General features: G+C 40.7%; 33 protein-coding genes. 6 read left to right on the top strand and 27 right to left on the bottom strand.

Annotated features, from left to right (window positions below):
- Nucleotides 1–31: 31 nt before the first annotated feature.
- The 19 genes from HW279_RS03010 to HW279_RS03100 form a co-directional block, all read right to left on the bottom strand.
- Entirely contained in the window at nt 32–562 is a 531-nt protein-coding gene (locus tag HW279_RS03010) for a hypothetical protein (RefSeq protein ID WP_178957914.1), read from the bottom strand.
- A 6-nt stretch (nt 563–568) separates the two neighbouring features.
- The gene (locus HW279_RS03015) at nt 569–1,069 is read right to left on the bottom strand and encodes a glycoside hydrolase family 73 protein (protein ID WP_178957915.1); all 501 of its coding nucleotides are present in this window, start codon (nt 1,067–1,069) and stop codon (nt 569–571) included.
- Nucleotides 1,070–1,383: 314 nt separating this feature from the next.
- Nucleotides 1,384–1,923: a hypothetical protein gene (locus tag HW279_RS03020; RefSeq protein WP_178957916.1), complete on the bottom strand. Its 540-nt coding sequence runs from the start codon at nt 1,921–1,923 to the stop codon at nt 1,384–1,386.
- Between the two features lie 2 nt (nt 1,924–1,925).
- Entirely contained in the window at nt 1,926–2,933 is a 1,008-nt protein-coding gene (locus tag HW279_RS03025; protein WP_178957917.1) for a hypothetical protein, read from the bottom strand.
- A gap of 21 nt (nt 2,934–2,954) precedes the next feature.
- Nucleotides 2,955–3,839, bottom strand: a complete 885-nt coding sequence (locus tag HW279_RS03030) for a hypothetical protein (RefSeq protein ID WP_178957918.1) — start codon at nt 3,837–3,839, stop codon at nt 2,955–2,957.
- Between the two features lie 5 nt (nt 3,840–3,844).
- Nucleotides 3,845–4,339 (bottom strand): hypothetical protein, encoded by a 495-nt coding sequence (locus tag HW279_RS03035; protein ID WP_015781911.1) that lies wholly within the window; start codon nt 4,337–4,339, stop codon nt 3,845–3,847.
- Nucleotides 4,336–5,178 carry a nucleotidyltransferase gene (locus tag HW279_RS03040; RefSeq protein ID WP_178957919.1) on the bottom strand — a complete coding sequence of 281 codons (843 nt, stop codon included), beginning with the start codon at nt 5,176–5,178 and terminating at the stop codon, nt 4,336–4,338. Before HW279_RS03040 ends, HW279_RS03035 begins: the two co-directional genes overlap by 4 nt.
- Before the next feature lie 28 nt (nt 5,179–5,206).
- Nucleotides 5,207–5,518, bottom strand: a complete 312-nt coding sequence (locus tag HW279_RS03045; RefSeq protein WP_178957920.1) for a hypothetical protein — start codon at nt 5,516–5,518, stop codon at nt 5,207–5,209.
- Nucleotides 5,518–5,829, bottom strand: a complete 312-nt coding sequence (locus HW279_RS03050) for a hypothetical protein (RefSeq protein ID WP_002674113.1) — start codon at nt 5,827–5,829, stop codon at nt 5,518–5,520. Before HW279_RS03050 ends, HW279_RS03045 begins: the two co-directional genes overlap by 1 nt.
- Nucleotides 5,830–5,857: 28 nt before the next feature.
- Entirely contained in the window at nt 5,858–6,079 is a 222-nt protein-coding gene (locus tag HW279_RS03055) for a hypothetical protein (protein ID WP_178957921.1), read from the bottom strand.
- 63 nt (nt 6,080–6,142) lie between these two features.
- Complete coding sequence (locus tag HW279_RS03060) at nt 6,143–6,634, bottom strand: hypothetical protein (protein ID WP_178957922.1); 492 nt, start codon at nt 6,632–6,634, stop codon at nt 6,143–6,145.
- Complete coding sequence (locus HW279_RS03065) at nt 6,631–7,596, bottom strand: late control protein (protein WP_178957923.1); 966 nt, start codon at nt 7,594–7,596, stop codon at nt 6,631–6,633. The genes HW279_RS03060 and HW279_RS03065 overlap by 4 nt, the downstream gene beginning before the upstream one ends.
- Nucleotides 7,596–8,192, bottom strand: coding sequence for a DUF6046 domain-containing protein (locus HW279_RS03070; protein ID WP_002674106.1), 597 nt, complete (start codon nt 8,190–8,192; stop codon nt 7,596–7,598). Before HW279_RS03070 ends, HW279_RS03065 begins: the two co-directional genes overlap by 1 nt.
- A 3-nt stretch (nt 8,193–8,195) precedes the next feature.
- Complete coding sequence (locus tag HW279_RS03075) at nt 8,196–9,809, bottom strand: tape measure protein (RefSeq protein WP_178957924.1); 1,614 nt, start codon at nt 9,807–9,809, stop codon at nt 8,196–8,198.
- A 24-nt stretch (nt 9,810–9,833) separates the two neighbouring features.
- A complete protein-coding gene (locus HW279_RS03080) occupies nt 9,834–9,971 on the bottom strand; it encodes a hypothetical protein (protein ID WP_002674103.1) in 138 nt (45 codons plus the stop codon).
- Between the two features lie 32 nt (nt 9,972–10,003).
- Nucleotides 10,004–10,294 carry a hypothetical protein gene (locus tag HW279_RS03085; RefSeq protein ID WP_178957925.1) on the bottom strand — a complete coding sequence of 97 codons (291 nt, stop codon included), beginning with the start codon at nt 10,292–10,294 and terminating at the stop codon, nt 10,004–10,006.
- 99 nt (nt 10,295–10,393) lie between these two features.
- Entirely contained in the window at nt 10,394–10,810 is a 417-nt protein-coding gene (locus tag HW279_RS03090) for a hypothetical protein (RefSeq protein ID WP_009411049.1), read from the bottom strand.
- A 73-nt stretch (nt 10,811–10,883) separates the two neighbouring features.
- Nucleotides 10,884–12,056 carry a DUF2586 family protein gene (locus HW279_RS03095; protein WP_178957926.1) on the bottom strand — a complete coding sequence of 391 codons (1,173 nt, stop codon included), beginning with the start codon at nt 12,054–12,056 and terminating at the stop codon, nt 10,884–10,886.
- Nucleotides 12,057–12,190: 134 nt separating this feature from the next.
- Nucleotides 12,191–12,754, bottom strand: coding sequence for a hypothetical protein (locus HW279_RS03100; RefSeq protein ID WP_002674095.1), 564 nt, complete (start codon nt 12,752–12,754; stop codon nt 12,191–12,193).
- 228 nt (nt 12,755–12,982) lie between these two features.
- Between HW279_RS03100 and HW279_RS03105 the strand changes: the two genes are divergently transcribed.
- Nucleotides 12,983–13,255, top strand: a complete 273-nt coding sequence (locus HW279_RS03105; RefSeq protein ID WP_009418684.1) for a hypothetical protein — start codon at nt 12,983–12,985, stop codon at nt 13,253–13,255.
- Between the two features lie 21 nt (nt 13,256–13,276).
- On the opposite strand, the gene HW279_RS03110 is transcribed toward HW279_RS03105, so the two are convergent.
- From HW279_RS03110 to HW279_RS03125, 4 genes are all read right to left on the bottom strand, one after another.
- The gene (locus HW279_RS03110; RefSeq protein WP_016478228.1) at nt 13,277–13,480 is read right to left on the bottom strand and encodes a hypothetical protein; all 204 of its coding nucleotides are present in this window, start codon (nt 13,478–13,480) and stop codon (nt 13,277–13,279) included.
- Nucleotides 13,481–13,601: 121 nt separating this feature from the next.
- Nucleotides 13,602–14,105: a host-nuclease inhibitor Gam family protein gene (locus HW279_RS03115; RefSeq protein ID WP_178957927.1), complete on the bottom strand. Its 504-nt coding sequence runs from the start codon at nt 14,103–14,105 to the stop codon at nt 13,602–13,604.
- Between the two features lie 148 nt (nt 14,106–14,253).
- Nucleotides 14,254–14,556, bottom strand: coding sequence for a hypothetical protein (locus HW279_RS03120; RefSeq protein WP_015781925.1), 303 nt, complete (start codon nt 14,554–14,556; stop codon nt 14,254–14,256).
- Between the two features lie 101 nt (nt 14,557–14,657).
- A complete protein-coding gene (locus HW279_RS03125) occupies nt 14,658–14,855 on the bottom strand; it encodes a hypothetical protein (RefSeq protein WP_178957928.1) in 198 nt (65 codons plus the stop codon).
- A gap of 617 nt (nt 14,856–15,472) precedes the next feature.
- Between HW279_RS03125 and HW279_RS03130 the strand changes: the two genes are divergently transcribed.
- The 5 genes from HW279_RS03130 (at nt 15,473) to HW279_RS03150 (ending at nt 21,111) form a co-directional block, all read left to right on the top strand.
- Entirely contained in the window at nt 15,473–16,303 is an 831-nt protein-coding gene (locus tag HW279_RS03130) for a S24 family peptidase (RefSeq protein ID WP_178957929.1), read from the top strand.
- Between the two features lie 830 nt (nt 16,304–17,133).
- A complete protein-coding gene (gene trpS, locus HW279_RS03135; RefSeq protein WP_178957930.1) occupies nt 17,134–18,102 on the top strand; it encodes a tryptophan--tRNA ligase in 969 nt (322 codons plus the stop codon).
- 1 nt (nt 18,103) lies between these two features.
- On the top strand, nt 18,104–19,066 hold the full coding sequence (locus tag HW279_RS03140) for a Gfo/Idh/MocA family protein (RefSeq protein ID WP_178957931.1): 963 nt from the start codon (nt 18,104–18,106) through the stop codon (nt 19,064–19,066).
- The gene (locus tag HW279_RS03145) at nt 19,063–20,475 is read left to right on the top strand and encodes an SPOR domain-containing protein (protein ID WP_178957932.1); all 1,413 of its coding nucleotides are present in this window, start codon (nt 19,063–19,065) and stop codon (nt 20,473–20,475) included. The genes HW279_RS03140 and HW279_RS03145 overlap by 4 nt, the downstream gene beginning before the upstream one ends.
- Nucleotides 20,476–20,478: 3 nt before the next feature.
- Nucleotides 20,479–21,111, top strand: a complete 633-nt coding sequence (locus HW279_RS03150; RefSeq protein WP_178957933.1) for a 7-carboxy-7-deazaguanine synthase QueE — start codon at nt 20,479–20,481, stop codon at nt 21,109–21,111.
- Between the two features lie 34 nt (nt 21,112–21,145).
- Here the strand turns inward: HW279_RS03150 and HW279_RS03155 are convergent, their stop codons facing one another.
- The 4 genes from HW279_RS03155 to dprA form a co-directional block, all read right to left on the bottom strand.
- Nucleotides 21,146–21,853 (bottom strand): class I SAM-dependent methyltransferase, encoded by a 708-nt coding sequence (locus HW279_RS03155; RefSeq protein ID WP_178957934.1) that lies wholly within the window; start codon nt 21,851–21,853, stop codon nt 21,146–21,148.
- The gene (locus tag HW279_RS03160) at nt 21,853–22,821 is read right to left on the bottom strand and encodes a DUF438 domain-containing protein (RefSeq protein WP_178957935.1); all 969 of its coding nucleotides are present in this window, start codon (nt 22,819–22,821) and stop codon (nt 21,853–21,855) included. The genes HW279_RS03155 and HW279_RS03160 overlap by 1 nt, the downstream gene beginning before the upstream one ends.
- Nucleotides 22,822–23,038: 217 nt before the next feature.
- A complete protein-coding gene (dinB, locus tag HW279_RS03165) occupies nt 23,039–24,127 on the bottom strand; it encodes a DNA polymerase IV (RefSeq protein WP_178957936.1) in 1,089 nt (362 codons plus the stop codon).
- 18 nt (nt 24,128–24,145) lie between these two features.
- Nucleotides 24,146–25,240, bottom strand: coding sequence for a DNA-processing protein DprA (gene dprA / locus HW279_RS03170; protein WP_178957937.1), 1,095 nt, complete (start codon nt 25,238–25,240; stop codon nt 24,146–24,148).
- Nucleotides 25,241–25,391: the final 151 nt, after the last annotated feature.

A 25,391-nucleotide genomic window follows, 5' to 3' on the forward strand; every position in this document is an offset into this window, starting at 1 on the left:
GCGATGAAGTAGCTCGTTTTTTACTTAAGTTTTAAATCTTCTGTTTAAAACGCTTATATCTCCAATATACATAAGCTAAGACTACGAGCAATAACAACCAAAGAATATACCTTAATGGTGTACTTTTGGTGTGTTTTTGTATTTGCTCAGCTTGCTGTATTTCGTGCTTTCGAACTTCAGTTTGAGTACTTGCGTAGGATTGCTTATAAAGAGTAGTATCAGCCTGCTGTAAGCTCTTAGAATGGGCTCTGATAGCTTTAATCTTTACCTTGCCATTGCGTACCCTTATAGTCTCACTATTGCCGTCGCGAGTGCGGGTATAGGTGAGTTCTTTAGCATTGCCGAGGCTGTCTTTGTCGTTTTGGAGTTCAATCTCGAAAGACGTGGCGGACAGGTCAGACCATTCAGACCTGTGAGACTCCTGAACAAAGAGCTGGGAGCTATCTTTATTGGTGATAAAGTGCTCTTTCTGTATTTGTCTTTGTCTGTAGGTTTCTACTTTTTTGGTTCTGCAACCAATCACTGACAAAAGGAGTAACATTGATAATAAAACTCTTTTCATACATAGTTATTTTGCTTGTTCAATCATTTTAATCACTTTTTTCAAAGTATCCGCATAGTTAGGAGCAGTAGCGTAACCCGCTTTAGCAACCTCCTCTGCAAACTTATAGGGGTCACTTTTCACTTTCAATGCCTCTGCATAGCGTTCGTTTTTGATGAAGAATTGAGCGTGGTCAGTGAAGCTCTCTTCTGGGGTATCGTACTTCCTAAACCAATCCCTCACCACGTACAAATATTTGCCGTCCGCACGCTTAGTAATGCTGATAATCTCAGGAAAAAGTCCCTTTGTTACCATAGGCACGGAAAGTACCTCCGTAGTACGCACTAACTGCTTCTTGCTTACAGGCGTATCCTTGCTAGCTTTCACGCCGAACATCATATTACCGGGCACATTCTTGCCCCAGCCCGTCTCTAATGCCGATTGCGCCAGTATAAATAGGTGTGATATTCCCGTTTTACGCTGAGTCTCGAGGGCATAAGGCTTGTATTTTGTTATAAATTCTTTCATTTTCTTAGAATATTAAAGTGAATAATAAAACAAGAGTTATAGCTGTTGCTACTGGGTTTAACCATAGAACCCAACAGGCGTTGTAGCTTTTTGGTTCAGGACTTGAGCACCTGCACAAGGTTTCATACTGCCAACGTTGGGTATCGTCGAGCGAGTAAAAATCTTTGTTGGTAATCGGACAAAAGAGAAAGTACCCAAAGCCAAAGAAACAAGCTACAATAAGCAAAGTCAGTAGTGTGTAAAGTAGACTATAAGGTTCTGTGCAAACGATAAGTCTACCGATGAGCTTTAGATGACGTTTTTTTACATAGTTTTTAATTATTTGGATACAAATTAAAAGTATAAAAAACTGTATCGCTCATCTTTTTCGTTTCCTTATTAATTAATTGTAAATAAAATCTCAGTTGTATATTTTCATCTGATGTCTCAAAATCATCTGTTTCTATTACATTTTTTGTATTTTCTAGCATAGGGAAATAGTACCCTTTTGGAGCGACTATTATATTTGTTTTATCTTTATCATTCAACTTACTTGAAATTTCTTCTTTTTTTAAATTAAATACTTTTATAAAGTATTTTTCTGGTTTATTAATAGTCAAATGAACATTAGAGATTTCTGAAAGAATTTGTTTTTTAGACTTACCCAATGAATCAAAATAACCGTGGCTATTTAAACCAAAACTAAAAACTATAGGATCTAAAACATTAAAATTTATTGAATTAATTCCTATAACGCTTGCTGTTACCTGTTTATATCTTGCATCGACTCTTATAGTAACTAATTCTTTTCTATCCATTTTATCATCTACCTGATTCTTTACTGATCCCCATTGAAAAAATTGTATTGCATTCATAGTTAAATATTTCTTATATCAATGTAACAATCGTTTTCGTAGATAGAAATCACCGCTGTAGAGCCTTTCTTACCGTTGAAAGTAGTATCACCTGTGTAGATGATGTTTTTTCCTGTGCAGGTAAAGGTTACTGTTCCATCATCAAAAACCTTACGAAAAGAAACTGAACCCATATTCTGAATTTGATTTAACTCAATACTACAAGCATTGGCAACAAAAACCACTTGATTTTGATGGTTTACATTTAAAGTTGTGTTTTCACCAACTCTAACACCAGCACTTATAACATCATCATACCAAGCAAGCTGTTTAAAAAATCCTGCATAACGAACTCCATCAATACTGTGTCTTACGCTCAAACGAGTTCCATAAATGTAATGACTCATTAGAAATTCTAACGAAGATGCCGAAGAACCACTTCGCCTAAAGACCAACAATAAACCTCCCCAATCATCATTGCCATATTTTACAACATAAGAACCTGAAGGTCTATTTACAAAATCATTCAGTTTGCTTGCCTCAATTTTGAAACCTTCTTGCATTTTTTCTTCAAAAAAGTTTTGTGTATCAATGAAAGTGTTAGGTTTCCCTTCTATATCTCCCCACGAATGTTTATGATTCTTGTCTGCTTTGTCATCAATCTGTTTTTTTAAGTCTTGTGCCGTACCCGTATAATCTCCTTTTGGTAAGAGTCCCGAAATATCTACTTGATGAAGCCCCTCTAACTTCTCTTTATATTCATTAGTAAAGTCATTAGAACTTAATTCTCTCCCCTCTACCTTATCCACTTTTTTGTCAAATAACACCTTATGTGCTTGTGTATCGTTTAGGTGATTACTCAATTGCTCAGCCGAAGCCGTTCCTTCTACAAGTTTATCCAAACCCTCAACGCTTGCTATTGGTATCTTCTCGCTCTTGTGCCAAAAGCTATCTAACCACGCCCAAAACTGCTCTTGTGTGGGTTTTTTAAGGTTAGAAAACCACTGCTTTAATGTTTCTATTGCTGTCATAATATTATTTTATTGTATAAATTAAAATCCTACAAACTCTATATAACGAATCACTCGGTAAGGAGGCATATTGTTGTGAAGTTGATCGTTACCCTTTATTTCACTAGTTCTTTTCTTATAAAAAAGAATATTATTATCTTGGTCTTTCGCCCCTGGTATTCTTGCCCCTATATCATCCCATCCATCTAAAAAATTTCCTCTTCTTAAAATCTCTAATCTATCATTATAACTAACATTTTCAACAGTTATAGTATCCTTATATAAATGATTATGGCTAGGCATTTCATCAATAGTGAGTCTATGCATTTTTTCTCCTCCTACCTTACCTATCACTCCTAAATCATTATCGGCAACATCTTGCCCCACAGCCATACGTCCTCGTAAAGGTTCATACTCTCGCCAGCCTTCTGGCAAAGGAATGTTAGCTGGTTTTCCCCATATTGCTACTAACCCCAAGGGTACTGTTTTCTTTACGCGCTCTTCTAATTTCTCCAAGCGTTTCAACAAAGAGGTTTCTTCTGTAAAAGATTTCTCTTCTATTTGTCTGTTACTTAACACTCGTCTGAAACTCTCCCACGGATAACTCTTTGTACTACTGCCAAAAGTAGCTACTTTCTCCACAAGCACTGTTTTCTGTGAGCCGTCTTCAAAAATTTTAGATGTGTTCACTTCCTTAATAAACACGTGAGAGCCAAGTGTCGTACCCTGAAAAGGGTATATTTCTCCTTCAATGGCTACTACTCCGTCTGACACCGTGTTCCCTACTACTTCACACCCCGAAAGAATAATTAAATCTCCTGAAATACCACTCATTGCATTGAATATCTTATAAGCATTCTGCATATAACTTAATATATCGGTAGTTAGTGGGAAACCTCCCGTTTGGTTTACATTAATACTGTTCATAATTTCTATACTTCTATAATATATCGTTTACTCGCTAATTTGTAAAAGTCTATTAGGGCTTCTATCTCAAAGAAACGGTACTTCCCTATTTCACTTGTAGGAATCTTCTTCGCCTCCCATATCTCCAAAGGTATTTTTACGATAAAGTCTACTCCTGTATCGCTGTAATCTACCTCACGATGTAAATACATAGTCCCTAAAAACTTCGGTTTTTGTTCTCCTTCAGTATAAAGATACTGTCCTTTGTACTGATTGCCGTCCCATATACGTATGCGCCGTTGCTCAATATCGAATGCATCATTTAGCGCTTTGCGTAAGTAACACACTTGCCCATTCAGTCCAAGTTTCTTAATATCCAAATATCTCTTCTGAATAAAGTCATAATACAACTGACTGATAGGAGCACTAAGCGTTCTTATCCATCCTACCATTCTTGCCTTTCGCAAAAAAGAAGGTATAAGTAGAATGACCAATTTTTCTATTTTGAAATTAAATATCATTTTGTGATGTATTTTATTTGTGAAGCATTCCAGTCTACCTCAAAGTAACCACTTTGCGGTATTTGGGTAACTCCTATGTTTTGTAATGCTCCATAGCCTTTGGTCTCGGGGTCTATCCACGCTGTTTTGAGTTCTTTTAAGTGTGGTATTTTCACCCCATTGGCTTGTTGCAAAGCATCTACAAGATGTGCTACAATAAGTTCGCCGTTAAAAGGTAAGTTTTTAAGATAACCCTCTATGGCTTCTTGTATAGGGCGTTTGCCGTAAAGCACATCGGTTCCATTACTATCCAATACTAACGGGTCGTAATATACATCAAGGTTCAGAACAAGCTTATCAGGCAGATAATTAATAACCGTAGTGCGCACTCCAGCATCTTTAATTTCTGATAAATAACCGCTAAAAGCATTTTGTTCATCTGCTGTAATAGGCTGTAACCTCTCCCCGTTTTCAGTGGCTATCTTTACTATCAATCTACCGTCATTACTCTCCACCACTGCCGAGTATTTTATAATCTTACTCGCCTCTACCTGCTCGTTTGTCTTATCTTTGTTGTTAAACTTATCGCTGTCGGGTAAGAGGTCAAAACCATACTGAAAGGCAAGTGCTTTACTTCTATACCACCGTGCAGTATGAGGTTTTAATTCCGTAAGGCGTTTATCAATATCTGTCCTATGTAAGTCGAATAACTTTTCTAAGCTCCAAATAGCTACCGAGATAATATAAACCCACAGTCGCCATATAGCTACTCTTGAGTTTGAGTTAAGTACGTTTAGAGCTTCTTCTCGCTCTTTCGCATTATAGATAATCTGTTGTATTTCTTGTATTGTACGTGCCATAATTCCGTAAATAGTGAAAAGTGAATAATTACTGTCCGTCGTGGCTCACGACAAAATCTAAGTTTATCGCCCATATGCTAATACCTTCCTGGCGTTCGCTTATTCTTTTGTCCTCTTGCGTAAAAGCTGTTGCAGGCTGTATCTTCTTTGCGATGTAGTAGGTCAAAATATCATTATTAGTGAATGATTCTGTAGGTATTGTTAATACTTTTCCTGCTACCACATCATCGGTAATACTCAAATTGTTGAGCATTGCCAATTCAAAGATGCTTTCAATAGTCCCTGTGTGCTGTAAAGCAAGGTCTAAAAGACTCTGATTATGTAAAACTACTACTTGCATTATTCTTTTGATTTTCCATTTAGTTGCTTGTATTTCTTTAATTCAGTTAATAGCCCTTCAACAGAGTTTTCTAAATCTTTAATACGCTGATTTGCTTTTTTGAGCTCCTCAATAGCACTTGCGTATTTAGCCCCTAAATCTTCTATCATTTCTCGATAGATTTTCACGGCTTTATCCACATTCTCAAGTTCGCTGGTCTGTAGTTCCATACGTTGTTTGGGTCTACCAAAGAACCAACCCACTACTCCCGATAGTACCATTCCTATAAAAGATACAAAATGCTCTTTAAGTCCTTCTATAATTATTCCCATTGTGTTATTATGATAATTTACTAATCTACTAATTAATCGTTCCTTTTCCCATACCAGTAGTAACTCCTGTATAAGTGCCTGCCAATACGGGTATGCCCGTTTGCACTATTACCTCTCCACTCTTTACATAAGCTTCAATGAGAGAGGCAAGTCGTTCGGCATATTCTTCTATCCCTGCTTCTGTTTTAGTAAGCATTTCTTGTTGCAGACGTATAATCCCTGCTTTTAGTGCTTGTTTATCTAATGCCATAAGTTTAGTGCTTAATTTTTAGTAGTCAGTTGCAAGTACTTGCAACTGACTACTAACTACTGATTACTGTAATAATTCGTTTATCTTATTATTAATCTCCTCAAACTTCATCACGTTGTTCGGAGAAAAATTTCCTACACCCGAAGGTGTTTGTATCACCGCGTTTTTAAGTTCCGTTAGAAGCTCGTTTAAAAGACTTTTTAAATCCACTTCTCCGCGTTGCAAGTGCAAGCCTGCTTTGTCTATTGTAAGCTGTGTTTCTTCTATACGTAAGCTCACACTCTCTATCTCACTATAAGCTACCACGTAATAGCGGTTCTCGTCTTCCCCTATCGAAGCTATCAACACACTGCTCCCCTCCTTGGGGAAGAGATAAAACCGCTCAGCATTATCGTTAATCACCGAAGCTAAGCGCACGGTATATTGTAGCTCGTCGTCCTTCACCTCACACGTGCCCCTTTCTTTGTCTACCGATACCACTTCTACGGCTATGGTAGGTGTTTTGCGTCTTCCTATCTGCCTAAGCCCTTCTGCTAATTCTCTGTCTATACTCATAATTTTGCTCCTATGGTTACTTGTCGACGTGCGCCATTACGTCCGAAGGTAATCTCTACTTTCTTAATAAAGTAACGTTCGTCTATCTCTTTCAATTCATCATCTATCATATGAGCTTGCATACCCCTCGTCGCAAAAGGTACCAAGAAACTTGTTATAGAGCCGTCAAAGCCATCGTATTTCAGCCTTTCCATCTCCACTCTTGCCATTTCTCGTAACTTAGGTTCCTCACTCACTACCGAAGTATGAAAGGTTCTTAGCTCACCATCGGGGTCGCCCTCTTCCACTGTTTTCTTTTTGTTATTTTTGTCGATATAAGTGTAACGTACTTTCAGTTTGCGTTCCTCCTTAGTCCTATACTCCAAATCATTGGCAACAATGTTATAATTGAGGTCATAGCGTGCCGTTTGCCCTATATTGGTAAGCTCCGAAAGTCCTGCGTACAGCTTGCCTTTATCATTGATAAACACGCTTAGCCTAAATTCTTCTTTCAGCTTCTCCAATACCTGCGTACCGTTCGCATTGCGAATAATCCACTGGTCTAACTGTATTTCTGGAATATTGTCCGCCAGCACAATGGGCGTGTCCTTCACAACTTCCTGCAATACTTCTCTAAGTGTTGTTTTTTGCCACGACTTGCTGATATTTTTACGTCTAAGTAAGTACATAGCGTCTTCACATTCTATGCTTACAGGAATGCTCGGTTTAACCTTCTTTACATAGCCTTCAAACTCCACTCCGCTATACACACCCTCATAAGCAAGGGTAACACTCACTTTGTCACCCACCCTGATAGCCTTTTCAGTATAAAGGCTTTCGCCCCCTTTGGCTACTTTAAAATGGGTTGGCAGTTCAATCGTACAGGTGTCCGCCAATTCGTCTACCGATTTAGTGATTTTAACGTTGTGTACTGCTCTAAAAGTGTAATCACCTATTTTTATAATCGCTTGTAATACAAACATTAGTATATCTTGTTAAGTTGGGTTCGTTTCTCATCTAATTCCGCATAAAAGTCCATATCCGATACAGCTTTAATAGTGTACTTCTGTATACCTTCTTTGCCTTCCATTTCCTCAAAGCTAATATCTTTGAGCACGATGTTACCAATGTCAAAAAGAGTAAAGAGCTTATTGCCTATCACCTCCAAACTCTCATTCTTTTCAAACAATTTGTTAAGGCTTTGTACTTGTGCCGTAGGATATTGATCGGGATTTTTGGGGTCTACACACAGTCCTCTTATGGTAATTTGCCAATCTTCAGTAGTGATATATTCCTTGACCTTACCTTTGCGTTGTTTGCCTACCGTTGCCGTTTCTACAATGGTTTTAGTAAGCGAAAAACTCACCAAAGGCTCATTGGGAAAAACCGTCTGCTCCCCCGATTTATCAGCCACTTTTAACGTCATAAAATACTGACTGCCATTACTGCGTGCCTCACTAATGTTAGACAAACTCGGCAGTACAAATTTCGTCTTATTGTTTGCCCACCACTGCGGAAATGCTGGACCTACATAGTCCAAAAAAGCCCGTGCGGTGAGTTCTTTTATATCAAATTCCATAAATTACACTGTTTGCATTTGGTTTACACTGTTCACAATTCTCAAAAGCTCTTCTTTCAGTTGCGCCCCAAAGTTTTCCACTCCTTCCCGTACCGATGATACGTAAACTTTGGTATCCGTGCCCAAGTTGCCTATCTGTACGTTGATATGCGTTTGACGGGTACCTCCTGTTACAATATTATCTTTGGTTTTATTACCCATCTCTGAAAAAGGTGTGCTGGCAATAGGTGTTGCTAACGGACTTGTTTTTTGTCCCGTTTGCCCTATGCCTAACTTGCCCATTAGCCCGTCTTTCACACTCGAAAGGCTCTTAAACTCCAAAGAGTTCCACGCTTTACCAAAATATTCTTTTGCTTTAGCTCCTGCCTCACCTGCTTTCTTATAGCCTTCTGCTACCGATTTGGCACGTTCTTGCAAGTCGTTTTGTATTTGGCTTATCATCGCTTGGTTCTCTTTGCTATCGCCCAAGCCTACTGCCTCTTTAAATTTGTACCACGCCAACTTACAAAGGTCTACTCCTGCCATAAAAGCGTTGATAGCTGTGTTCCAATGTGCCTTAAATCCAAGTATAAAAGCCTCCCACAGATACTTCATTCCTTGCACAGTGTTATCCCACGCTTTGCCCCAACCGCTCACGCCTACAATGCAATAGGTGATGATGGCAATGAGAGCCACAATACCTGCTATAATCAATACAATAGGATTAGCTAAAAAAGCAAGGTTCGTTTTAATCACTGCCCACGATAGTCGGTTCTGCCACGCCGCAGCAATAGCCATATAAGTGTTATGCAATATGATAGCTGTAATAAATACTCCTAACACTCCTGCAATACCAAGGATTATGGGGTTCCCCTCTTGAAGTTTTTGGATAAACCAACTCAATCCGTCATTCAAAGCTCCAAATACCATCGTAGAAAGTGCTACCAACGGAATCAGCAACGGACTTATAACCTCATATACTTTTACAGCTATAGATTGTATCGAAGCCATTAAAACTGCAAACCTGCCTTGTAGAGTGCTGTTCACATTCTCAGCTCCTTGATAAAAATCTCCTTGTGCGTCAGTTGCCCATCGGAAAGCCTCAGCCAACTCTCTTGCCGAAATCCTTCCTTTGTCCATTCGCTCTTGCAGAGAGGTCATAGTCTCACCCGTCCGCTCACTTATCACTTGCAAAGGATTAAATCCTGCCTGTTGCATTTGTGTGAGTGTAGCTTCTTGTAACTTCCCTTGTGTGGTCACTTTGGCAAAGGCAGTAGCCAAGGTTTCTATCTTTTTGCTATCCCCCAAGGCAATATCTCCTATTTGTTTGAGCATTCCTAATGCTCCTTCAGGAACCAACCCTGCTCCCATCAAGCTCTCTTGAGCCTTCACAAGCGATGGTACTTCATAAGCCGTTTGCCCACTGTATTGTGTGAGATTCTGATGTATTTCTTGTGCCTTTTGCATATTACCTTGCACAAAAGTAGCCAGACTCATCTTTTGGGTGTCTGCCGTAAAACCTTGCTTAAATATTTTCTGTAAAGACGAGATAGGGTCTATAATGTTATTAACCACCTCCTTTAACCTTTTAGTCTGATCAAAGAAAGAAGATATCGTGTTTTTTGGATTTTCTGCCATTTATAAACTTTTTTCTTTACTTTTTTATTCTCCATACGATTCACTCTCCTTTTGGCGAATCCATTCCAGTTCTTTCACTCGCATAGCCCACTCAGTATCATTGAGGGCATCGGGATTGGCAATGTGCATATAGTAACGCAGTGAGGCATTGGTAATACGCAACCAATCCCGAGGCTCGTCAATTTCCGCACTGCTTAAAGCTTTTCCAAGGTAGCTTCCTTAATCTGTATCAATTCGCCAAGCTTACTACTTGCCGAAAGGAAAAGTGCATCATCAGTCTTAATCTCTTCATCTCCTCCCAACCAACAGTTGGTAAGGATAGCCTCATTAAACTTCATTGGGTCTTTCGTTGCCAATGTCGAAGCATAACTCAGGGTAGCGCGGTCAGGCGTTCTCAAGTATGCCTCTTTGTCATCTACTCGCAATACAAATACTTCTTTGTACTTGGCTTTCCATTGTTTGATTTGTTCTTTTGTTACGTCCATTTTTTATCAATTTGCTAATTTCTAATTTCCCCGCCTGTGTGGCTCACTTTCGCTTGTGTGGCTCACACTTGCCTGTCGTGCTACGACTATGGTTCACACCTACGATTGGCGTTTTACATCAGTGAAGATAATAGGAAGCTCTACAACCATATTTTTATCCCCCTGCTTCATTGCCTTTTTCACTTCGGTAAATTCTACATTCTTGAGAATATCGGTTACTATTTGTCCTCCTTCTGAGGGCACGTAAGCAACAACCAAGTCGAAGTTAAGGTTCAAAATGTCGTTGTTTTTGGCATCACGCGTCATTGCTTCTAATTCACTTTGCCAAATGCTCAACTTCCCCTCAAAACTGTGATTACCTCTTACAATACTCAAAGGTTTACTCCCACGTCCGTAAAGTGCTGATTTTTCTTTTTTCTCAGTGTATTCTACTTCTGTCACCCCGGCAATAATACGCCCTCCAAAGGCAATCGAAATATCGCTCCACGCATACTGTTTACTACTAAATGTTCCCATTTTTTTTCTAATTTATTAATCTACTAATTTATTAATTTGCTAATTCTCTGCCTGTCGTGCTACAACTAATTTGCTAATTCTCTTCCTTTTTTGTGGTAAATCCAATATTCACCTCAATAAAATCAGCATAACCCACAGGAAGGAGTTTTAATCCTACTACCACTTTACCTGTTTGCAACACCTTCTGTTCAGGGTCGATATTGATGTTCACTGCCGATAGCTCCCCTTTCGAAACCATTTCGCTTTGCAAAGTGTTCTCCAACTTGGTTTGCCAACTCTTGATAATAGCAGGGTGAATGCTTCCCTCTTCTGAAAGTAACACCTCATCGCTTAATTCCTCTACCAAAGCCCCATAAGCAAGAAGTAACGCCTTGTCCATTACCAATCCGCTACTAAGACTCTTAAAATCATCAGTAGGTTTGGTAAGCGTATTATCTCCTGAAAAATAGTAGCCTGAACGCCCTACGAAGGTACGAAAGAAAATATACCCTTTGTCGTCTAAGGCGTCCCACTGGTCAGCTTTACTGTCAATAGTAGTTCCGTCAGTAAAATAAGCCACCAATGGCAATACACTACCGTCCTTCACACGGTGAATTTTGCGCTGTACGGGTATAGCACTCATTTTGCCTAAGAACAAACCTACTGATGCTTCTTTCTCCTTATCGTCATTACCGATAAAGCAAGCCACTTTGTTGAGTTCGTTTTCCGAAAAATTAGTAAGGTCAGCTACTTTGCCGTTCCAGCTGTTGCCCGATACCACTACTCTAAAAGGCATATACTTCTTTTCAAAGTGCTCAGCAATAGCTTGTGCTTTCACTACGGCTGTTTGTACATCAGTGTCTAAGCCCGCGGTGATAGTTTCGCTACCAGTTGCTTTTTTCACCACACCCAATACCCTAATAGCACCTTTGGCATCAGCTATGAGAGTTGGAGCAAAAGCACCGTCTTTGTCAAGCATTGCGGTCATAGTCGTAGCGTCCGATACGAGCATTACCCACAGAGGTGTACCCGTAGGAGCCTGGTCGTAAAATGCTTTAATATGCTTGTAAGCAAAAGCGTTTTCAGCCTCCGAAATACCCAATGCTACGGCTTCATTTAAGGAAAATACTTGGTACGATTTCCCGAGTTCTACCTTACTGGCTACTCCACTACCTGTAATAATAAGACCAGTAACTTTTTGAATGTTATTGCCTGTACGGTTCATACCATCCTTGGCAATGTTAAATAATACTTTTGGTAATCCCATTTTTTAATTATGTGTTTTTGTTAATTATTTAATAAATGTCCCCCTACCCCTCCCTTATTATATCCTTAATTGTAACTCTCCTAATAAAAAGGCAAAATAGCTAAAAACAACTGTTCCCTCTTAACTCTCAATCGTTAAAGGCTTTCCTCTTTTTTAGAATTGTTACCAGGGCGGTCAGTAGCGGTTACTATTATTTTATCACCTGTAAGCGAAGGATTAGTAACCGTAGTGGTGTACACCCATTTGCCCTGTACAAGAGTTGCGCTACCTTCTTCCACAAGAGTAGCATCGTGGTCTTCAATACGCACTTTCACAGCTACGACCTTAAAAGCATCGCCCGCCTCTATCATTATTTTCTCTCCTGTGGCACTACCTGTATAGCCTGAATGGTCTATATGGGCAATTTTAGGAGCGCGCAAATAGTCAGTCATCGCCATATTATAAGCCGATACATTCCTACGCTTTTTAGCCTCTGCTGTATAATCCTCTTTTAGCGAAGGGTCTTGCAAAGCGTTTTTGGCATATGCCGAAGCGCGTACAAATCTCTCTTGTTGTGCTTTCTGAGAAGCACTGGGAGCTTTGGTGTGTGAAGGAGGGGTAGCGACAATAGTTTCTCCTCCGCGTTGGCGAAATACAAACACTTTCCCTACTTTACCACTAAGCCCTGTAATGGCATAGTTTGATTTACTTTTTCCCATTTCTTTAATTTTTTTTGTTATACATTATTTTAATTGTAAGTGCACTTCTATCGTTTGTTTTACGGTGCAAAATTCCGGCGGTTTTTTCAGTTCTGAAAATCGGCAAACAAGCCTTGTACTTATTTTCACCAACCATTGTACTAATTTGGTACAAGCGTTGAACGTCTTTTTCCTTACCTCATCTATATGTACGACCTTTGCACCATCAACAAATAACAAATGTGTAAAATGAAAGATTTACTCTTAATCAAAAACGATTTGCACCTTGCTGAAGGTGATTTTCAAGTAGGCTTATCTGAGCCCCAACATCAAAAAGCTATTCTTACTGCCGAAAAAGGACAGTGGAAAGAGCACCCCGAAGTGGGTGTGGGTATTGCCCAAATGCTCGCCGACGACCTTTATACCGAAATGCTTATTGAGGTAAAAAAGCAATTGGAGTACGACGGTATACCCGTGAAAAACGTAACTCTTACCCCTCAGGGCTCACTGCTGATAGAGTAATAGTTCTCCCTTTTGTGGGGACTATCTTTCGGCATAACCGCCCTGAAAAGAAAGTATTGCTACAATAGTACGAGGTGATAAAAACATAATGTTCGCCACCTCCTCTACAAGAGCATCTACCTTCCACTGAGGGTGCTTGGCACTCAGTTCTTCAAAAAGTTGACGCACTTTTTCATTGCGTTTTTGCAAGCGCTCTTTGCGCTGTTGTGTATTATCACATTTCATATGTTTCATTTTTTTAATGTTAAACTTCTTACCAACTTTGGTAGAGCTTTTTTCAACTCTACCAAAGTTTTTTTCACCTTTGCTTCTCACTCCCTATTGCCTGAGACCTGGGGCCTATTACCTAAGCATTCACTTCCACAAAAAAAGTCTCATCTTGAGTCACCACTACTCCTATTTTTGGAAAGAAGTCAGCTATTTGCTCATTGTTGCGTTCGGCAAGTAGCTTATCTTTAGCTGGTTCTTCGGCTATGCGCACATAAGCAGGCAAAAATTCTTTCAGCAGGTTTGTTACCGTATTCCACGTAAAACCTTTTAGCGTTTTCAGTTTCGGCGTACCTGTGCGGAATCCTATGGTACCGTGCAAACTGTCGAGTGATTTCTTCTTGACAAATAAACTGTCTTTATTTGCCAATGCATAGGCTTGTAACACATCAAAATTGGTGTCTTTTATTTCTTTAAGAGTCGCCAATTCATTCGTGTATTTATTGCGTATAGTTGCAATTTGCTTCTCTATCAACGCATTTATTTTACTCATTCGCGCCTCTGCCTTTGCATAAGTAGAAAAAGCATTCTCCATTTGTGTTTTAGTTACCCCAGTAGGGATTATTCTTTTTGTTCTTGCCATTTTTGTATTGTTTTTTAATTGTTAATTTTAAATGTAAATAGAGAGAGGTTCATAATCAATTTGTTAATCCAACCCTTGATTGGTATTACTAATTCTAAAATTCTCCCCCCTACCCTACCTTTAGCCCATCGCCTGTTTTATCTTTTACTCACATACCCAGCTGTGAGCCCTCGCTGGCTTTATCTTTTACCTTATAAAGCGGGTGTTTTCTTACTGGTTGCCACTCCCTTTGCTCGTCTAGCCAAAGCAGGTGTCGCTCTTCGTCGTATTTAAAGATGGGAGCACGCCAACCATTCTGTTCCACCCACGTTTGTAGTTCTTGCACGCGAGCAGGTACCTCATCCGTACGTCCTGCGCGGTATTGTGAGGTTTGTAGTCGTTCCTCAAAAGTAAGCACCTGCAAAAAACTATCAAGAGCAAGCGCTTGGGTATATTCTAAAAATCTATTCATTGTAATTTTTTTGTTATTTGTTATTTTTCAATTTACTATTCACTATTCACTTTTGCATCACTTTTCCCAATGCCTAAGGCCTGAGGCCTGAAACCTGAGACCTAATCTCTATTCACTACAAGCCGTCCATATTTTTTTAGCTCACTCCACCAGTTCACCTTATGCCCACTAACTCTTCTGGGCAAATAGCGCACAGGCTGATGATAACTTTTGGCTTTTTCTAACAACACAACCGCTTGCTCGCGGAGTTTGCGCTGTATATACTCATAGTCACTGACTTCATTTAAATGTATTCTCATTGTTTTTAATTTTTAATATTAATTCAATTTGTAATTCTAATAATCAATCGTCACATTCTCAGCAACACTAACTTGCCGACTTTACAGGATTTCTTTTTAATAATCCCTTAAACTTCATACGTCTTCTTACGTTTAATTGCCATTCTACAAGGGGAAGCCTTGATTTTTTTATTCTGAAACTAATTTGTTTTTAATTTCTACCCTTTTTTAGGCGCTCTTCATTAAAAATATAATTTCTTACGCTTCTCTCTTTTTCTAATTTCCAAATCTGCTAATTTGCTGATTTTCCTTTTGCCTATGTGGCTCACACCTGCTTGTGTGGCTTAGGTATTCTTCTTCAAAAAAGAAATTTCCGCACCCCTACGGAGGCTTTTCTACCGCACATCTATTCAACTTTTGTCCTACACATTTTTTTAACCAACCTCCCCTCAACAATAATTTTTCTACTGCCGTAAGGTCGATTATCCATAAATTTTTTGTACTTTTGCTCACTGTTCTATTCATTTTGTTTTACGGTGCAAAAATATAGGATATTTTCTACACTTCCAAATTTTTTGTAGAAAATTTTTTATGTCTTTGCCTATCTGATTAATTGCCAATAAAATATTTTTCTCAGTATGTCAAATATTGTTAGTAGAGTAAAAGATTATATCGATTTCAAGGGATTGTCGGTTAGAAAGTTTGAAGAGCTTGTGGGCTTTTCCAACGGTGCTTTTGCTACTCAGTATAAAAACAACAAGTCTATTGGAAGCGATAAAATAGAAAATATTCTACAATCCTTCCCCGAACTAAATGCTGAATGGTTGCTCACAGGTGAAGGTCCTATGTTAAAAAACAACGATGTTGTTGAAACTCCTCGTGTAGAAATTATCAAACCTTTAAAAGTAGAAGGAAGAGATTTAACTCCCAAGGTGGTAGTGGTTGAAGAAGACGAACTTTTTAACCCCATACCCTTAGTGCCTATATACGCTCAAGCCGGCTATCTCAATGGTTATGAAGACCCTGAATACATAAAGGAACTCCCTATGTACAACCTCCCCGAAATGCGAAACGGCACTTTCAGAATGTTTCAAGTAAACGGACTCTCTATGTTCCCCACCCTGCAAGACGGCAGTTACGTGGTAGGGCAATTCGTCGAAAATTGGGAGTGGCTCTCAGATAACAGGGTGTGCGTAGTAGTTACAGAGCGCGACGGAGTGATTGTAAAACGGGTTTTAAACAAAATAAGAAAGTATGGCAGTCTCTATTGCAAATCCGATAATCGCGACTACCCACATATTACCGTTAGGGCTGAAGATATTAAAGAAGTATGGGAATGTAAAATGCACCTCTCTTTCGAGTTCCTCGACCCTATCCCTGAGTACCAAAAAATCGCTGATTTAGAAGCCAACGTTCAGTTCCTAACCGAACGTGTAGAACAATTAGAACATCACAACAAACCTATTTAGCCTATCAGAATTGGTTTGCGAATTTTTTTTGTCCTACACTTTACCAAAGTTATACTACGTCTCGTGCCACAACCTCATATTCGCCTCATCATTCGTCATTCGTCATTTCTTCTCTTTTCCGTCCCTACATTCCCCCTCTCCGAGGAAGTCCGCGAGAGCGGAGTATGTGAGAAGGGGGAGGTTTCTATTACACTTCCCCATTTACTAATTTACTAATTTGCTAATTCTCTAATTATCCATTCTCCTTTCCGTCATACTCCCTCCTAGTGCCTATGGCCTGAGGCCTATCACCTATTCCTCTTTCTTTCGTCTCGAAACCCCGTTTTTAACATTTTTAGCCTTGTTGTATTACACTATTAATCAATTATTTATATACCCTTTCTATACCAATCGTCCAAGATTCGTATAAGCTTCCTATAAGCTCTCTATAAGCTACCCCCACCCATCTTACACCCTTTTTTCACCAAAATCTCTTCCTTCCTTCTTTCGAACTTCTCCGATATCTTCCGAAAACTCCTAACAGCCCCAACACATCGCTTTTTCATCTCAAACTTTGCCAAAGTTAATAGCCCATCGTGCTACGACTGCCCGTGTGGCTCGCACCTTTGCAAAGTTGAATAAACTGGCAATACCTCCGCTGGTTTACAAGGCGCAGCCTTGATTTTGTTTAAAATTTGTTTAATTTCTGAGGCACAGCCTCATTCCTATAACTCAAACTCACGCCTCATTCCCTAATTCTCTCATTTCCTCATTTCCTCATTCTCTAATTTTCTCATTTCCTAATTATTTCATATCTTTGCACTTTCTTAACTTATTATTTTAATAAAACAATGGCTCGTGTATTAACAGGCATTCAAAGTACAGGTACTCCCCACTTAGGAAATATCCTCGGAGCAATCCTCCCAGCAGTGCAAATGGCATCAGACCCTTCTAACGAATCGTTTCTGTTCATCGCCGATATGCATTCCCTTACTCAAATAAAAGACGGTGCGCAACTCCGCGCCAACACTTATAGCGTTGCTGCCACTTGGTTGGCTTTCGGTTTAGATACTGATAAAGTAACCTTCTACCGCCAGAGCGACGTACCCCAAACCGCTGAACTCTCGTGGTACTTGGCTTGTTTTTTCCCTTACCAACGCCTCACCCTCGCCCATTCGTTTAAAGACAAAATGGACTACCTGCAAGACATAAATGCAGGGCTCTTCACTTACCCTATGCTAATGGCAGCCGACATACTCTTGTATGATGCTGAGGTCGTACCTGTGGGCAAAGACCAGTTGCAACACCTCGAAATTACCCGCGATGTAGCTTCTCGTTTCAATCACCAAATGGGCGAAACTTTCGTATTGCCACAAGCTAAAATAGAGGAAAAAATAATGATTATACCAGGTACCGACGGCGAAAAGATGAGCAAGTCACGCAACAATTTCATCAATATTTTCTTGCCCGAAAAACAACTCCGCAAGCAAATAATGGCAATCCAAACCGATAGTACACCTTTGGAAGCACCCAAAGACCCCGATACTTGCAACGTGATGAGGCTCTACCGCCTGTTAGCTTCTCCTGAGCAAATACAAGCAATGGAAGAGGCTTACCGCGCAGGAGGTTATGGCTTCGGTCAAGCCAAACAAACCCTTTACGAACTGATATTAGAAAAATTTGCTACCCCACGCGAGCGCTATGTTTACTATATGGAGCATTTAAGCGAACTCGATGCTATATTAAAAGAAGGTGCTGCCAAAGCACACCGCGTAGCCGATGAAACTTTGCGCAGGGTACGCGCCAAAATAGGATATTAAAATGACAAAATTAAAAGCTGGCGTCCTCGGTGCAGGACATTTAGGAAAAATACATTTGCGATTGCTCAACCAATCCGAAAAATACGAACTCGTAGGCTTCTACGACCCCGATGAAGCAAACGCTAAAAAAGTAAGCGAAGAGTTTGGCTACAAGCGTTTCGATAGTATAGATGCGCTCATCGCCGAATGTGATATGGTAGATGTGGTAACCCCTACCCTCAACCATTTTATGTGTGCCGAAAAGATTATCAAAGCAGGGAAACACCTCTTTATCGAAAAACCTATCGCTACTACGGTAGAAGAGGCCGAAGCAATTATCGCTCTTGCCAAAGAACACCACGTAAAAGGACAAGTAGGACACGTAGAGCGCTTCAATCCGGCTTTTATTGCCGTACGCAACCAAATTCACAACCCTATGTTCATCGAGGCACACCGCTTAGCTGAGTTCAACCCTCGTGGTACCGATGTGCCCGTAGTACTCGACCTGATGATTCACGATATCGATGTAATCCTAAGCGTCGTAAAGTCTAAGGTAAAACACATTTCGGCAAGTAGTGCAATGGTTATTAGTCATTCCCCCGATATTACTAATGCCCGCTTGGAGTTTGAGAACGGTTGTGTAGCCAATATCACTGCCAGTCGTATCTCTATGAAGAATATGCGCAAAAGCCGTTTCTTCCAGAAAGACGCTTATATATCCGTAGACTTTTTGGAGAAAAAAGTAGAAGTAGTGAAGATGAAAGACGCCCCAGAAGTACCAGGAGACTTCGATATGATACTCCAAAATGCAGAAGGAGAGCGCCGTCAAATCTATTTTGAATATCCCGAAATACATAATAACAACGCTATCTTAGACGAGCTCGAAAGCTTTGCCAATGCCATAGTAAACGATACGACCCCTATGGTCACTCTCGAACAAGGCACCGAAGCCCTCCGAATTGCCAAGAAAATAGTAAGTTTATGAAACATATCATCACATTGCTCGCTTCCGTGGGACTCGCTTTCTCCCTAAAAGCACAATCTACTACCGATTTTAACATTAGGTACGAAACCTTTATCAAAGGGGATATCAAAATTATAGGGAATAACATTCTTAACCGTAAAGAGAAACGCAATAGCCCTAACGACCCTTATAACGACCGTAGTCCGAAAGCTAAACTCAACGACGAGTTCGATATGCAATATATCGATATCGATGCTGACCCTAATACGTTTTCATCTAGTAGTGCCAATTTCTCTTACGAAGGAACAGGCGGAAAGGTAGCTTATGCAGGTTTGTATTGGTCGGCTACCTATCCATATGCTAAGGGCACCCTAAGAGGTAATAAAAATATCCCTGTTGATACTAATAGAGAAGACGCCAGTAGTGTACTACTGAAAATACCCGAAACCAATACCTATACCCCTATCGCTGGTGAACTCATTTACGACGGACGCACTGACGATGAGCTAAAAAACTCAGCACCTTATGTGTATTACGCCAATATCACCAATCTTTTAGCTCCGGCAACTAAAATAGAAGGCGATTATACCGTAGCCAATGTAAAAGCTGCTTTGGGGCAAATAGAAGGCGGTTCGGCAGCAGGCTGGGCGTTAGTAATAGTATACGAAAACCCCGATAGCAATGTAAAGAAAATCATTACTTACGATGGCTTTTCGGCTATTACCAATGAAGCTTCCAAAACCTTTACTTTTAGTGGATTTAAAACCCCTGAGGCAGGCGACTTTAAAACGCGTATTATGGGAGTAGCCCTCGAAGGCGATTTTAATATGGCAGGTGATAACGTAGCCGTTGGTGTACCTGCCAGTGGTAAAACCTCCTCTTTGGAAAGCAAATGGCGCCCTAATCAAAACTTTTTTAGCAGTACTATTACAAATAACGATGAGGTAGTAAAAACACGCACCCCTAACAGCGAAAACACTTTGGGCTTTGATATCTTCCGTATGGATATCAGAAACGACAATCAATACCTGATTCCTAACAACACCAATTCATTAGATTTGAGTTATACACGTAGTCGCGACCGTTATTATTTGTTCCTTACCGCTTTGGAGATAGAAAATAATCCGAAGGAGATTACCCATTTACACCGTTCAACGAGAATAAGCAAACTGAAAGTCACCGATACTCAGCAGGGTTATTATGTGGTAGTGGGAGTCTTCTTAAACTTCAATAATGTAAACAAACGGGTAGAAGAAATGAAGAAATGGGGGTATGATGCCCAAGTGTATTACAATAAAGACCAAGTACTAAACTACATCTATATAGCCCGTTATAATACCTACGACGAAGCTATGAAAAAGGTAGAAGAAGTACGCGAAAACACTGAAATCCCCGACCCGTGGATATTAGATGTGGCTAATTACGAATAATAAATGCTAAACAAAGATACACAGATAGCCTTGCAAAAGGGGGAACTCCTCCCCCTGATGGAGGCTTTTTATACCTTACAAGGCGAAGGTTTCTACAAAGGAACAGCAGCTTATTTCATTCGCTTAGGCGGTTGTGATGTAGGTTGCCATTGGTGTGATGTAAAGGAAAGTTGGCAAGCCGAAGCTCACCCCTTAGTGCCCGTAGATACTATTGTAGCCGAAGCCTTAACACACTCCAAAACCATTATTATTACAGGGGGTGAACCACTGATGTGGAACTTAACTTTACTTACCGAAAAACTGAGAGCAGGAGGTGCACGCACTCATATAGAGACCTCAGGAGCACACCCGTTGTCAGGCACTTGGGATTGGATATGCCTATCACCTAAAAAAATAAAACGTCCCGTAGGAGACGTTCTTCAAAAAGCTAATGAGCTCAAAATGGTAATCTATAACAATCACGATTTCATTTTTGCCGAAGAAATGGCAGCGCAAGTATCGCCTGAGTGCTTACTTTACCTCCAACCCGAGTGGAGCAAACGCGCTGAGGTAATGCCTAAAATTGTAGATTACGTAATGGCTCACCCTCAGTGGAAAGCCTCTTTACAAATGCATAAATACTTTGACATTAGGTAAGAGGTAAGAGGTAAGAGGTAAGAGGTAAGAGAAATTAAGGGTTAGATAGTTTTGCAAGGTAATCAAAATGTTCACCTTCGGCGATGAGTTCGCATTGTAAGCCTACTGAAAAGGCTACGTTTTGTAAAGTGTTGTAATCTACATACATCCAGGGGAAGGGCTTTTCTTTTTCACCTTTATACTTCACCACGTAATCTACCTCTCCGTAATAATCGAAATAGAGCGGTACATCATAACTGCCATCGGGGTTCTCATCGAACATATAGATAATATCAGAAGAATCGGTGAGGATTTGTCCGTGTGGAGCTAAGAGTGTTTTCAGATGAGCATAAAAAGCACCCATTTGTTTCAATCGTCCACATATACCTGCACCATTCATCAGTAAGAGAATGGTGTCGTACTGCCCTGTTGTTTCCAATATATTCTGCACTTTGGCATTGCGTAAACCTCTCAACAGGCACGCTTCAATAGCCTTAGGTGATAGGTCGATAGAATGTACTTCAAGCTTGCGTTCGTTCTGCAAATAAAGACCGTGAGAGCCTGCTCCACACCCCACTTCCAATACTTTACCTTTTGCCATTTGTAGGGCTTTTTGCTCTAACGCAGGCATCTGTTCAAAGGAGCGAAACAAATAAGGCAAGGGCAATACATCTTCTTCGGAAATAGTAGTTTCCGTTTTAATATCTTCGGTGTATTGCCCTTGCTGATAATCTAAAATAGCTTGTCCGAATAAGTCTTTCATTAGTTATCCCATTCTAATAAGCGACGTTCACCTTCTATTTTTTGAATATCGGTGATATCTTGCGACATTTCAATCACGCCTTTGTAGTTCTTTTCTTTATCACGTACCGCAAAATAACGCACATAGATAAGGCGACCGCGATAATTGAACCAGAAATTAGCTTCGTTTTGAGTACCTGCTTTGAAGTTCTCTACGATTTTAAGCACCGTGCCCACGCTCTTAGGAGGGTGACAGAACTTCACTTCGCGCCCTATAATACCGGCACTGCGAGGGAATACGCGCTCTTCGCCACGGTTGTAGAAAATCACACGATCGTGTTCATCTACAAAAGTGATATCAATAGGGAGGGTTTTGAGCAAGAGGTTTACCTGTTCAACCGTCATATAACCCTCGTCGTAATGCGTAGCATCGTCGCTAAACTGCACATCGGTGCGGCGTTCCGTATCCATTGAAGGGTGTACGTAAACCGGTTCGCCGGGGTTGCTGTTAGGGTAAGGTGCAGGCTCTTCTTTCAGCATCCAACCTATTTCCTCTTCGCCTTTACGCATTTCAATCCAATCTTCTTCGGTGAGTAATTGCAAGGCGTTAGGGAACAGGATATTCGCTTCTACATTTAGCAAACGACCTAAGTTATCTTCGATATAGCGCACATTGGTTTGCGCCGCATCAAGGTCTTTTTCTTCTAAGTTTTTGCGTACCAAACGGAAGATATCGCGAATGGTATCGTGAAAAGACCACATATTCTGTGAAGGATTCATCCAACCGCGTTTTTCCAAGAAAGGAAAGAGCTGGTTTTCTTTGCGAGCAAAGTGTTTTTCTACCGTTGCCAAATGATTAAACACGTTGTAGAATTTCTGATAGTCGGTATGAGGGTCTATGCTGAGCAACTCGTCCATAAGTGAGTAAATAAGTTCAGCTTCAAGCATATAGGTATGCACGGGGTGTCCTGCGGGTAAAGTTTGTTCCATAAATGATTTTATTTTAGGAGGCAAAGGTATGAAATAATTAGGAAATTAGAAAATTAGAGAATTAGGTACGAGCCGTACAGGCAGTCGTAGCACGACGGGCGGGAAATTAATAAGTGAGAGAATTAGCAAATGAGTAGTGATAAAAATGTTTTTTTTGATAAGTCAGACTTATTGAGCAAATCGGACAAGTTAGAGGTATAACGATAACCCTTTCTTATCAATCTGGGAATTCTAGTTTTAGTTGTATGTACATTGGCTTCTTTACTTCTTCTTTTTCGGGTTCGTTGTTGAGGTGAGAAAGCGAGATACCTAAGAGTCGTACTGATTCGGCAGGGCGTTCTTGATAGAGCAGTTCTTTGATGTGCAAGAGTATGTCGTCTTTACTACTTATGAAATCTTTAAGGGTTTTACTGCGCGTTTGCACCGTAAAGTTACTGTATTTGATTTTCAGGGTAACGGTTTTGCCGGCTACTTGCTGTTTGTCGAGACGACGGGCTACGTCTTCGGCTATATGTTCGAGTTCGCGTAGCATATACACCTCGCTGGTAAGGTTCTCGGCAAAAGTTTCTTCTGCACCTACTGATTTGCGTATTCTGAAAGGTTGTACCTCACTGCGGTGAATGCCTCGTGCGAGTTCGTAGTAATAATTGCCACTATTGCCAAAATTCCGCTCTAAGAACTCCAATGATTTGTCGCGCAGGTCTTTTCCTTTAAATATCCCCAGCTGGTACATCTTCTCGGCTGTTACTTTGCCTATGCCGTAGAACTTGCGCACATCGAGTCTGTCTAAAAAATCTTGCACTTCGGCTTCGGTGATGGTGGTTTGTCCGTTGGGCTTACGGTAGTCGCTGGCGATTTTAGCGATAAACTTGTTTACCGAAATGCCTGCCGAAGCCGTGAGTCCGGTTTGTTGGAAGATGCGTTGGCGAATCTCTTGGGCGATAAGGGTAGCCGAAGGGTTGCCCTTTTTGTTTACGGTTACGTCTAAGTAAGCTTCATCAAGGGAAAGAGGTTCGACCAAATCAGTATATTCGTGGAAAATAGCGCGTATTTGCATCGATATTTGCTTGTAGCGCTCGAATCGAGGTTTTACAAAAATGAGATGTGGACACAGTTTGCGCGCTTGTGCCCCACTGATAGCACTGCGCACCCCGAACTTGCGTGCCTCGTAGCTGGCGGTAGCTACCACACCACGCGGTTCCCCTCCGCCTACTGCAATTGCTTTTCCGCGGAGTTCGGGGTAGTCGAGTTGTTCTACCGAAGCATAGAAGGCGTCCATATCGATATGTATGATTTTTCTGTTCAAGGGATTAGGATTCAGTAATTAGATTGCTTCAAACCTCTTGCCTGGGAGGGGTTTTATCACTCCTTTGATTTCCATTTGAAAGAGGAGATTGGAGAGTTGGTAGATGGGCATTTGGCACCCCAAGGCGAGCTCGTCTAAACTTTGTTTGCCATTGGCTTTGAGAAATGCGCTAATAGTTTCTTCCTCAGGGGAAAGAGTTACGAAGAGTTCTTGCTGTACGGCTTTTGGGGCTGGGGTATCCCAATCTAATTGGTAAATGAGGTCTTTGGCTGAGGTGAGTAGGGTTGCTTTACCGTTGCGTATCAGTTCATTGCACCCCATACTATACGGGTCGGTGGTGCGCCCTGGCACGGCAAATACTTCGCGGTTGTAGGAGAAAGCTATATCGGCAGTGACTAAGCTACCGCCTTTTAGTCCGGACTCAACAACTACGGTCGCCTGTGAAAGCCCTGCGATAATGCGATTACGGCTGAGGAAATTCTTTCTATCGAACGGACTCTGGCTACTGAAATCGGTGATGAAACCGCCGTTTTCTTCCATTGCCTCACAATACTTGCTATGAGTAGCGGGGTAGATAGTATTGAGTCCGTGGGCAAGACAAGCCACCGTTTGTAGGCGGTGTTTCATCGCTGCCTTATGGGCGGTAATATCTACTCCATAGGCATACCCACTGACGATTACCACATCTAACGAGGCGAGTTCTTCGATGAGTTTTTCGCAAAAAGCTGTGCCATAGCTGGTAATATTGCGAGTGCCTACAATACTGAGCAGTCGTTTATTCTGCAAGTGGATATTTCCTTTTTGGTAAAACAGTATAGGGCTGTCTACACATTGTTTGAGTGAGGAGGGATACTGTTCATCGGTATAGGTTATAATGCTGATGTTTTGCTTTTGAGTGAATTGCAATTCGGTTTCTGCTTCGTGCAAACACCGAGCACTGAGTATGTTTTGAGTAATCTTAGAGCCAATACCTGCTACCTTCTCTAAAGCGCTTTTGGGTTGAGCGAATACATTTTGAGCACTTCCAAAGTGGGAAATGAGCTTCTTGGCAGTTATATCGCCTATGAGAGGGATTTTCTTTAAGGCAATAAGATACAACAAATCGTCTTTCATAATAAAGTATTAATGCGTAGTGCAAAGGTATAAATATTTTTTGAAATGGATATAATTTTCCTCACCCCCGTTCCCCCTCTCCAAAGGCGAGGGGAGCAAGCTATAAAGGGGGAATGAGAAAATGAGGGAATGAGAAAATGAGAAAATGAGG

This window comes from Capnocytophaga sp. oral taxon 903 (assembly GCF_013394785.1).
GTDB lineage: Bacteria > Bacteroidota > Bacteroidia > Flavobacteriales > Flavobacteriaceae > Capnocytophaga > Capnocytophaga ochracea.